This window comes from Acinetobacter sp. YH12108 (genome assembly GCF_013419055.1).
In the GTDB taxonomy this organism is placed as follows: domain Bacteria; phylum Pseudomonadota; class Gammaproteobacteria; order Pseudomonadales; family Moraxellaceae; genus Acinetobacter.
This window is the reverse complement of the sequence record NZ_VPAW01000043.1, coordinates 1-10367: the sequence shown is the minus strand read 5'-3', so window position 1 is coordinate 10367 and position 10367 is coordinate 1. Positions and strand designations below refer to the sequence as shown.

The 10367-nt window shown below is 36.2% G+C and carries 10 protein-coding genes and 1 pseudogene; 9 read left to right on the top strand and 2 right to left on the bottom strand.

Features of this window, described 5'->3' with window-relative positions; all coding sequences use genetic code 11:
* The first annotated feature begins 113 nt into the window (after window positions 1–113).
* The 4 genes from FTU46_RS16150 to FTU46_RS16135 all read left to right on the top strand — a co-directional run bounded on the left by FTU46_RS16150 (window position 114) and on the right by FTU46_RS16135 (window position 5508).
* Complete coding sequence (locus FTU46_RS16150) at window positions 114–374, top strand: hypothetical protein (RefSeq protein ID WP_038349994.1); 261 nt, start codon at window positions 114–116, stop codon at window positions 372–374.
* Window positions 375–627: 253 nt separating this feature from the next.
* A complete protein-coding gene (locus FTU46_RS16145) occupies window positions 628–1794 on the top strand; it encodes an efflux RND transporter periplasmic adaptor subunit (protein ID WP_052232764.1) in 1167 nt (388 codons plus the stop codon).
* A complete protein-coding gene (locus FTU46_RS16140; RefSeq protein ID WP_038349993.1) occupies window positions 1794–4895 on the top strand; it encodes an efflux RND transporter permease subunit in 3102 nt (1033 codons plus the stop codon). Before FTU46_RS16145 ends, FTU46_RS16140 begins: the two co-directional genes overlap by 1 nt.
* 154 nt (window positions 4896–5049) lie before the next feature.
* Window positions 5050–5508 carry a DUF523 domain-containing protein gene (locus FTU46_RS16135; RefSeq protein WP_077170035.1) on the top strand — a complete coding sequence of 153 codons (459 nt, stop codon included), beginning with the start codon at window positions 5050–5052 and terminating at the stop codon, window positions 5506–5508.
* A gap of 126 nt (window positions 5509–5634) precedes the next feature.
* On the opposite strand, the gene FTU46_RS16130 is transcribed toward FTU46_RS16135, so the two are convergent.
* Window positions 5635–6423 (bottom strand): aminoglycoside adenylyltransferase domain-containing protein, encoded by a 789-nt coding sequence (locus FTU46_RS16130; protein ID WP_180081700.1) that lies wholly within the window; start codon window positions 6421–6423, stop codon window positions 5635–5637.
* Between the two features lie 251 nt (window positions 6424–6674).
* On the opposite strand from FTU46_RS16130, the gene FTU46_RS16125 reads away from it, so the two are divergent.
* On the top strand, window positions 6675–7478 hold the full coding sequence (locus FTU46_RS16125; RefSeq protein ID WP_005005990.1) for a DUF4942 domain-containing protein: 804 nt from the start codon (window positions 6675–6677) through the stop codon (window positions 7476–7478).
* 194 nt (window positions 7479–7672) lie between these two features.
* Here FTU46_RS16125 and FTU46_RS16120 read toward each other — a convergent pair whose 3' ends face one another.
* The gene (locus tag FTU46_RS16120) at window positions 7673–7966 is read right to left on the bottom strand and encodes a hypothetical protein (RefSeq protein WP_005005987.1); all 294 of its coding nucleotides are present in this window, start codon (window positions 7964–7966) and stop codon (window positions 7673–7675) included.
* Window positions 7967–8187: 221 nt separating this feature from the next.
* Here FTU46_RS16120 and FTU46_RS16115 point away from each other — a divergent pair, with 221 nt between their 5' ends.
* From FTU46_RS16115 to FTU46_RS16100, 4 genes and pseudogenes are all read left to right on the top strand, one after another.
* A complete protein-coding gene (locus FTU46_RS16115; RefSeq protein ID WP_005005986.1) occupies window positions 8188–8595 on the top strand; it encodes a hypothetical protein in 408 nt (135 codons plus the stop codon).
* A gap of 65 nt (window positions 8596–8660) precedes the next feature.
* A complete protein-coding gene (locus FTU46_RS16110) occupies window positions 8661–9131 on the top strand; it encodes a hypothetical protein (protein ID WP_065995118.1) in 471 nt (156 codons plus the stop codon).
* A gap of 11 nt (window positions 9132–9142) precedes the next feature.
* Window positions 9143–10018 (top strand): hypothetical protein, encoded by an 876-nt coding sequence (locus FTU46_RS16105; protein ID WP_081406141.1) that lies wholly within the window; start codon window positions 9143–9145, stop codon window positions 10016–10018.
* A 240-nt stretch (window positions 10019–10258) separates the two neighbouring features.
* Window positions 10259–10367 (top strand): annotated as a pseudogene (locus tag FTU46_RS16100) (dihydropteroate synthase); the annotation flags it as partial.

Genomic DNA, 10367 nt, shown 5'->3' with positions numbered 1-10367 from the left:
CTAGACAAAATGACACCAAATGAGTTTTACTATGATCAGCTACCCCAACAAAACAAGGTGGCTTAACTAGAGCGGAATATCACTTATAAATACGCTTTTAGTTGTTCAAACAAGTGGAACCACCTCTGTTTACAGTTGATGAGTGGAATCTTTTTAAACAAGGATATGCTGAATTTGTAACGCTGACAGATCTTGAAAAAGAATATTGGTTTATTGCAATTGAGCATATTTTTGTAGATGAGGTTATTTGGTTAATGGCAGATTTTTCTGAAGGATGGAAAATGCAACATCAATTAGGAATTTATTCATCAATATTCAAATGTATATTGACCCCTAGTGTACTGCAACAATATGATTTAGAAATCAATACTTAGCTTTAAGATTTTATGTCATCAAACCAGTGAAAATGAAAACCTTCCGTTTTTTATTTTATAAGTCACTATTTTATTAACTTAGAATATTTAAATCGAATGATTTAAATATTCGTTTAATACAATGCCTACTTCACTTATATAGTTTAAGCAAAATGTCACTTTAGTAAGCTCTTCACCAGTTAATCTAAACTTTAGTTATACCGCTATTTATCATTTAACTGTATGAGCTTAACCCTATTCAAAGATGGAAATTATGAAAAAAAGTCGTTATTTAGTTAGCTCAGCTGGCATTATGACTGTGCTACTAATAGGCTGCTCAAAATCAGAAAATGCAGAGCATCATTCAGCAGATGCACCGTTAGCATCAGTAAGTGTAATGACTGCCCAAACACAATCAATAAATCTGATTGAAAATCTCCCTGGGCGTGTCACTGCATATCGTATTGCTGAAATTCGCCCTCAGGTTGGTGGCATAGTAGATAAAGTTCTATTTAAACAGGGTACTTATGTACATGCAGGTCAACCACTTTTTAAATTAAATTCTGAAATATTTCAGGCTGATGTCAAAAGTAATAGAGCAACTTTACATCGTGCTGAGGCTGAAGTAACACGCCTTCAAATTTTGTTAAAACGATACGCTGAACTGGTGACAGTTAATGCAATTAGTAAGCAAGAATATAACAATACTGAAGCAGAATATCAGAAAGCAAAAGCTGATGTTACTCAAATGGAAGCGATACTTTCACGTCAACAACTTAACCTAAAATATGCAACAATTACATCGCCAATATCTGGAATTATTGGTGAGATTTTAGTGACTGAAGGTGCATTAGTCAGCCAAGGTGATACTAAAGCCATGGCAGTAGTACAGCAAATTGATAAAGTGTATATCGACGTAAAACAGTCAATTACTGATTATGAAAAAATACAGGAAGCATTACAACAAGGGAATTTGTCAAATGCTAGCCATAACGTTGAAATACTAAATAGTCAAGGTAAGCCATACGATGTAAGGGGTGAAATTTTATTTTCAGACACTAAAGTAGATCCCGATACTGGTGATGTGACTATCCGTATTTTAGCGAATAATCCTAGTCAAAAATTGCTTCCCGGCATGTATGTCCGTATCAACATGAGCCGAACAAAAGTTGATAATGCGATTTTAGTGCCAGAGCAAGCTATCCAACATGATATTAGTGGTAAGGCGAATGTAACTATTATCAACCAAAAAGAGCAAGCACAAAGTAAAACTGTGCAACTGGGTCAGCGTTATCAAAATAGTTATGTAGTCACGCAAGGTATAAATGCGGGTGAAAAAATCATTGTCGAAGGTGTAGACCGTATTCAACCTAATCAGCGACTAAAAGTAAAACAATGGCAAGCACCTATAACGAATAATGAAAATGGGGGGCAGCAATAATGTCTCAATTTTTCATTCGTCGACCAATTTTTGCTTGGGTCATCGCCTTATTTATTATTTTATTTGGTGTATTAAGTATACCTAAATTGCCAATTGCACGCTTTCCAAGTGTAGCTCCACCACAAATTAGTATTACAGCAATGTATCCTGGAGCTACACCAAAGACGCTCAATGACAGTGTTGTAACACTTATTGAAAGAGAAATGTCAGGTGTTAAGAATTTACTGTATTACAGTTCAAGTTCAGATACCTCTGGTAGCGCTACTGTTACTGCTACATTTAAGCCTGGTACAGATGTAGAGCTTGCTCAAGTTGATGTTCAAAACAAAATCAAAGCAATTGAGTCGAGACTACCTCAACCTGTTCGACAACAAGGGCTTATGGTTGATGCAGCTTCATCTGGATTTTTGATGATCATAGGTCTGAACTCCCCTAATCATCAATATTCTGAAATAGACCTAAGTGACTACATGACACGACACGTCATTGAAGAAATCAAGCGAGTTGATGGGGTTGGGAAAATCCAGAATTTTGGAGCTGAAAAAGCTATGCGCATTTGGGTCGATCCAAATCGTTTAGTATCTTATGGTCTGAGTATTAAAGACGTAAATACGGCTATTCAAAATCAAAACCTCCCGATTTCACCTGGTCGTATAGGTGATACACCTGCCCTCAAAGGACAGCAAATTACGATTCCATTAACAGCACAAGGGCAATTGGAGACTGTTGAACAATTTAAAAAAATTAGTTTACGTTCGAATAAAAATGGGGCAACTGTACTGTTATCAGATGTGGCTCATATTGAGGTTGGTGCGCAGTCTTATAGTTTTGCCATTTTAGAGAATGGTAATCCATCTACAGCAATAGCAATACAAATGAGTCCCAATGCAAATGCCGTTAAAACTGCTGAAGGGGTAAAGGCAAAAATCAACCAATTGAGTACTTCATTACCTGATGGAATGAAATTCTCAATCCCTTATGATACTGCACCATTTGTTAAAGTTTCTATTCAAAAAGTAATTACAACATTGATTGAAGCCATGGTTTTAGTCTTTATTGTAATGTTCATATTTCTTCATAATGTTCGTTATACCTTAATTCCAGCTATTGTTGCTCCCATAGCATTGCTAGGAACGTTCTCTGTAATGCTACTTGCTGGCTTTTCTATCAATGTCCTAACCATGTTTGGTATGGTGCTGGCGATTGGGATCATTGTAGATGATGCCATTGTAGTGATTGAAAATGTGGAAAGAATCATGGTATCAGAAGGCTTGTCCCCTGCAGATGCCACCTCGAAGGCGATGAAAGAAATTACGAATCCGATTATTGGTATTACTTTGGTTTTGGCTGCAGTATTTTTACCAATGGCTTTAGCAAATGGTTCAGTAGGGATTATTTATCGCCAATTCACTATCACAATGTCAGTTTCGATTTTATTCTCAGCATTCCTAGCCTTAACTTTGACACCTGCTTTATGTGCAACCATGTTGAAACCAATAGATAAAAATCATGTGAAAAAAGGTGTTTTTGCTTGGTTTGATCGAAGTTTTGAAAAATTAAATAATCGATATGAACATGGTTTATTTAAAGTCATTAAACATAAAAGAACGGCTATGCTATTTTTTATAGGCATTGTTGTTGCACTTCTTTTTTGTTTTAAACAAGTACCTACTGCATTTATGCCAGAAGAAGATCAGGGTTGGTTTATGACATCAATTCAACTTCCTTCTGATGCCACACAAGAACGTACCAAAAAAGTTGTTACTGAATTTCAGGAACATCTAAATAAAGAAGTTGGTATTCAAGATAATATGGCGATCTTAGGCTTTGGATTTAGTGGTTCAGGGCAAAATACAGCAATGTATTTTACCAATTTACTCCCCTTTGAGGACCGTAAAATTACTGCCCAACAAGTCGTGGATAATGCGAATACTGCAATGGCTGACAGCTCGGAAGGCCAAGTAATGTCTGTATTGCCTCCAGCAATTGATGAATTAGGAAGCTCTTCTGGATTTTCATTACAATTGCAGGATGTAGGAAATATTGGCATGCAAGCATTAGCACAAGCCCAAGATCAATTACTCAGTTTATCAACTCAAAGTAAAAAAGTTGTAGATGTTTACTCTGATGGTTTACCAGATGGAAATTCTGTACAACTCAAAATTGATCGTGAAAAACTACAAATATTAGGTGTTAACTTCAGTGATGTTACCGATATCATTTCTACTTCAATGGGTTCAATGTATATCAACGATTTTCCAAATCAAGATCGTATGCAGCAAGTTATTGTTCAACTTGATGCCAAATCACGTATGAGTATTGATGATATTTTACAAATCAAAGTAAATAGTCAAAGTGGTAAACTGATTTCTATGTCTGAGATTATTACTCCAGTTTGGCAATACTCCCCACAACAATACAATCGTTACAATGGTCGTCCATCTTTAAGTGTTACGGGTAGTCCAGCACCTGGTATATCTTCTGGTCAAGCAATGTCAGAAATGGAAAATTTAATCAAACAACTTCCAAAAGGTGTGGGGTATGAATGGAGTGGTATTTCTTTAGAAGAAAAACAGGCTGAATCGCAAACTATATTTTTATTACTTCTATCTATGCTCGTAGTATTTCTTGTTTTAGCTGGGTTATATGAAAGTTGGTCCATCCCTCTTTCTGTTATGTTGGTTGTACCTCTAGGGCTTATAGGTGCATTTATAGCTGTAATGATAAGAGGTATGCCCAATGATATTTTCTTTAAGGTTGGTATGATTACCATCATTGGATTATCAGCGAAAAATGCCATTTTAATTGTTGAATTTGCTAAGGCTCTCCGAGAAGATGGGATGAGTTTAGTTAAAGCAACCGTTGAAGCTGCAAAATTGCGCTTGCGTCCAATCTTAATGACTTCTTTAGCATTTACATGCGGAGTTATTCCTTTAGTTTTTGCAAGTGGTGCGAGTTCTGAAACCCAAAAGGCTATAGGTACTGGCGTATTTGGAGGAATGATCAGTGCAACTCTTCTTGCTTTAGTGTTTGTCCCTATTTTTTTCATTATTGTTATGGGAACTGTTGATAAATTTTCTAAACAAAAAGGATCAAACTAATCTATAAGCTTTGTGGGTTAGAAAAAAAATAACTCACTTTGCATTGATCATATTTAAATTCTTGTTTTATCCATAGCACTAACCTATTAATTTTAAAAAATAATAGGTACTGGCTAAATAGCAAATCGATACATATCTTTTTCATAGAGGAAATATGATTTTAGTAAGTTCTTGTCTGGCTGGCTTAAAGGTACGTTATAACGGGACGCATAGCTTAAACGAAAAAATCGAAAAATTAGTCAAAGATGGAAAAGCTACTATGGTATGTCCAGAGATTCTTGGCGGTTTATCAACACCACGCGAACCTGCCGAGATTTCGGGAGGTAATGGCGATGATGTCTTAGATGGAAAAGCCTGTGTAATTGAAAAATCAGGAAAGGATGTGACTTCAATCTATATTGAAGGGGCATATAGAACTTTAAAAAAAGTTCAATTATTAAAAGCTACTCTGGTAGTGCTTAAAGAAAATAGCCCTTCATGTGGTAGTTCAATGATTTACGATGGTCAATTTAATGGGAATAAGATCTATGGCAATGGAGTTACCTCCGCTTTGCTTAAACGTCATAATATAAAAGTCATTTCAGAAGAAACTTTTTGGCAACTTTTACCCTAGTTCCTCCGCTTTTATTTAAAATCTTCATGCAACTCCAACCACGCCCCCCTTTGCAATATCAAGTCTCTTCGGTATTTAGAGATATAGTGAGGTAATAATCTAAGAAGCATATCCATTACTTCCACATCAGTTAAAAAGTAGTGGTTCAATTTTATGCTGTAATTCTTTAACAATTTTAGCAAGCTGATCATGTAAAACTAACCAACATTGCTCATGACCTTGCCCAATATATTCATCTATTATGAGTTGCAAAATGTCTTGATCTATCTGACTTAAGAATTCTAAAAACCATGTCGCAGCAACATCCTTGGCAACTATTGTTTTATGATCTAATGTATAAGCTATACGGCATAGCGCTAAAATTTGATTACATTCATCCTGATCGTCTTTCCAATGAGCAATAATTTGTGGATAAGTTTTTTGCATGGCAAATATTAATTGTTCATAGCTAATTGGATTTAACCAATCGCAAATATCAGGTCCAAAGATAGTAATGTTATGTAATTGGGCAGTTTTAAGTAAAATACTAATATCTGGATCAGGTTGACTATAAAGTAATTCACCTTTGAGTAATTCTTCTCTCAACCACTCGCCATATTGTAGCTGATATGTATATGGATGATTTTTATTGGTAATACTCCCTTTTTCTAATATCGTAATTTCTAAGGCACGCGCTGTAGCATGACCAATCGGAACAGATATATTTAGAAAATTCTGCGCTAATTGTTTTCTTTCCTGATCGGTAATTTCACGTTCAATAATAACTAAAATATCAAGATCACTTTTATGTTTTAAACCACCATCAACATACGAACCATATAAATAAATAGCATAAAGCTTATCTTTAAAATTTTTTTGTAAAAGCTGTTTTACACTTTCAACTTGGCGACACTCTTCATCATTTAAGCTTTGCATATGATTTTTAATTTAAAAAAATAAGTAATGAATTCATAGAGCATTATACAGAACACTGGCTAACATAGCCAGTGGTATTAAAAGGAATTTTAAAGGTTGAGCCATATTCCACTACACCAAGTTTTAAGCGTTGTGCTTATTTAATTTAATTATAGTGAAAAAGTTAGCTTATAAATTTTAAAAAAAAATTAATGACCATGGTTTTTATTAAAATATCTATATAGACAATTAAGCTAATTAGGTGGGCAATTATGAATATGTTGGTAAATATAAAAAGAGAAGTGCAAGCATCTGAATTAGACTTTATTGAAGTCGAAAAGCTAATTTTGCAATGCGAAAAAGCAAAATCGTCAATAAAGGTTATTTATGAAAGCATCAAAGATATTGAACTTGATGCTTACCAGATTGTGAGTGCAATCACCCGAAAATCATATTCATCATCATTCAATACTGAAGAATCTGCTTTAAAACAAATATCGTCATGCTTCTGGAGGAAGTTAACTGAGATCATCAATCTTAGAAACTTTATATCTGAAAAAGAATATGATGCGTTGTCAGATAAAATTGCTCGTCATGAAATTGAAGATTTCACGATGGATAACGTGAATGTATTTTTAGAATCTATCTGGTCTACGCGCCACATGGCATATGCTCGTAAAGTTGATTCATTGTTTTGCCAATTATCAAGCAAATACAAAACCAATCTTGGTGCTGGTATTAACCCGTGCGTGATCATTCATCACAATAGCTACCATTCTTATTGCAGACGAGATAATTTAGTGGAAGAAGTACGCTTTATAGCAAGGCAGTTATTTGGCAAGCCTTTAGACCACACTAGATTAGATAAACTCAGGTTAGATCGTGGTATCTGGCATAGCATTGATGATAATTTATTACGCATTAAGATCTACGAAAACGGTAACTGTCATATCTTGTTTAATCAATGCGTAGTTGATCGCATTAACCAGGTATTAAACCTGTTATATCCGAATCAAATTGGCATAGATCCAAATGTAAAACACAAACGCCGTGCGTATGATGAACCCATTTTATAAAGCTCATTAAAAAACCATCAATTGTTATTGTGGTTTTTTTTAGATATATACGGTACTAATTTTGCGATCGTGCCACTGGTGAACATACACTGACCATATCACTATGGATACTTGGGATAAATCATATCCCTTAAAGGCAGATTTAAATTTAGACTCCATTTTTCGGAGCTGCATTCTCTTATCACGAGATGGCTCTAATTCAATATCCCCAATGAATTGAGAATTGCAATAAGATCTTGTTCAGGTGTATCAGCAAGCACCGTCACGTTATAGCCACCGCTAAACTGGTGTAATTCAGCACAGTACTCAACATCAGACGCCGTGAGTACCAATTCAACATCAAAATATTGAATCACTTTAAGCACCTGGTACTTTGCTTTAAAGAATCCGTTGTTTTCAGCTAACTTCATCGCTTCAGCAATGGTGATGTTTTCAAGCACAAGACGGTCTTGAGCTGGTTCATCTTCATATGTTTTAAAACTTAACAATTTAATTAAACTTAATTAATTAACTAATTGCTCGTTAAATTATTCTTAATGCATTACGGCGATACGGCTAATAGAAAAATCATATTAGTACGCAAGCGATGTTTTTTAATTGATTAAAAAAAGATTGAAAATCTTATTTTTCGAGAAAGGTTTGCCAGGTTGTGTTTTCCCATAAAATGAAACTATCAAAAGCAGAAAGCTTAAAACTTGGAGTGAACAGCATGTCAAATTTAAACGCTCAATCAGTACAGTTACAAGGCACTTTATACATCGGTTTCCCTAAAACTTTTAGCGGTGCTCACATGGAAACATTGTTTGATGAAATCTCAGATTACATCGACAACAACTGTGATTTAACCCTTGCGGATCTTCAAGCGGATAGTGACTATGCTCAACTTCAATTTCAACAGCACATGCCGACATTGGCTGATAAAACAAATTTCTTCTTCATGGACGTTGAAATCTATGTTGCAACATTAAAAGAAAACTTTGGTCATACATCAGTACTCGACCAAGTTACCTCAGTAAATATCTTTGGCAAAAACCTTGAAGACATTTGCACGTTAATGGCTCAAAACGGCTACGCATACGACCGTATAGAAGATTGTTGGTCACGCGAACTTTCTTAATTCAATTCACCCATACGCACGGATAACGTGCGTATGCCACTGAATCACATTTGAGGATATAAACCATGCAAAACCTAATTACAGCGCATTGCGAGCTAACCATCAAACATGATGAAAAACAGCAAAAAAATGTCGGGCCTGTTGTTGTGACGTTTGGGGCGATCTTTACTGCTGAGTCGGTGAATGAACTGTTTTGCGCTATATGCCAAGACGGAATCAGATTTAAAGCAATCTATAACCCCGACAATATGTATTTTTTACGCCATGAGCTAAGCCCAATTGCTGATTTGTCAGTTAAGACAGACCAAGACGGCAACATTATTGTCAGTGTGATTGCATCCACTAGCCCATATTTTGAGATCAAAGTACTAAAAAATGGTTTTACCAACTCAGACACCTTAAATAGTTCTGCGATTCGCACGTTGGTTCGCAACCATCAAAGCCCATTCCAAGAGCAAATTTCTGACTACTTTGAAACAGACCAAATTTTTAAAACCATGCAAGCAATTTTTGCACAGACGTATTTAAGCCGATAAGGAACTTCACCATGACGACCGCTACTGCTACCGCTGAAAAGACCGTGTTCAAACGTGAAACGTTGGAGCTGAAGAACATCCATGTTTACACCCAAAACGACCGCATTAACCAAAAAAGTCGCGTTGGCGACCGTGCATACGACAATGGATTAGTGAAGGACATCCTGTTCAGCCCTATGCTTTGGGCTACCCCTGAATTTTCATCTAGCTATGTTACTCAGATTCAAATTAAAGGCACACGCATTTATGATTCACTTTGCAGTTATACTGGCGTTCGCACCTATTTTTATAAGTTGTCAGACAGTGAGTTTGGGTGCATGTATCAAAAACGTCCGTACCCACAAAACGACTTTCTCTTAATTTTTGCAAACTTAACGCAAATGTTTAACGATGCAGTTTGTTACTTTGGAAACAACAGTAATAAAAACGCTTTTAAAGGTCTAGATTTTGACATCGAATGCGGTGTTTCACGGTTCAATTTACAGCAACGCTTATTAGAGTTTTATAAGAAGTCTAAACGCCAATTGACCATCAGTGAAACAACAAGCGGGATGCTTGGTGACTCGAATCTTCGCTATAACATCTTTGTTCGCAACCAACCAAAATTGGACAAACACGGCAAGCCGTTAAAATGCACCAAAAAACTCATTAAGCTGTACAAAGAGCGTGGCACAGTTGCGATCTATGGCGGTGACTGCATTTCACCACTCAAGCTCGTTAAACACCAACAAATCAAGCTAGAGAGCGAAAATGGCAAGTTTTCATATACGACTGACTTCATCACGTTGTACTCAGTAGAACAAGACATGTACACCTTATATATTCCCCACTCTATTGTAAACAAGACATTTTTATCTTTTATATTCAATGGCTTATTTTCCTGCTAATTGGTAATACCATGAAAAATACCATGCTCAGAAAAGGCTTAACAATATTTTGAAAAATTGCCTACTGAGCGCTGCCGCACAGCTCCATAGGCCGCTTTCCTGGCTTTGCTTCCAGATGTATGCTATTCTGCTCCTGCAGCTAATGGATCACCGCAAACAGGTTACTCGCCTGGGGATTCCCTTTCGACCCGAGCATCCGTATGAGACTCATGCTCGATTATTATTATTATAGAAGCCCCCATGAATAAATCGCTCATCATTTTCGGCATCGTCAACATAACCTCGGACAGTTTCTCCGATGGAGGCCGGTATCTGGCGCCAGACGCAGCCATTGCGCAGGCGCGTAAGC

What these genes read in the sequence shown, in the direction of transcription:
- FTU46_RS16145 (WP_052232764.1), top strand. Translation starts at nt 628, where the DNA reads ATGAAAAAAAGTCGTTATTTAGTTAGCTCAGCTGGCATTATGACTGTG.
- FTU46_RS16140 (WP_038349993.1), top strand. Translation starts at nt 1,794, where the DNA reads ATGTCTCAATTTTTCATTCGTCGACCAATTTTTGCTTGGGTCATCGCC.
- FTU46_RS16135 (WP_077170035.1), top strand. Translation starts at nt 5,050, where the DNA reads ATGATTTTAGTAAGTTCTTGTCTGGCTGGCTTAAAGGTACGTTATAAC.
- FTU46_RS16130 (WP_180081700.1), bottom strand. Translation starts at nt 6,423, where the DNA reads ATGCAAAGCTTAAATGATGAAGAGTGTCGCCAAGTTGAAAGTGTAAAA.
- FTU46_RS16125 (WP_005005990.1), top strand. Translation starts at nt 6,675, where the DNA reads ATGAATATGTTGGTAAATATAAAAAGAGAAGTGCAAGCATCTGAATTA.
- FTU46_RS16115 (WP_005005986.1), top strand. Translation starts at nt 8,188, where the DNA reads ATGTCAAATTTAAACGCTCAATCAGTACAGTTACAAGGCACTTTATAC.
- FTU46_RS16110 (WP_065995118.1), top strand. Translation starts at nt 8,661, where the DNA reads ATGCAAAACCTAATTACAGCGCATTGCGAGCTAACCATCAAACATGAT.
- FTU46_RS16105 (WP_081406141.1), top strand. Translation starts at nt 9,143, where the DNA reads ATGACGACCGCTACTGCTACCGCTGAAAAGACCGTGTTCAAACGTGAA.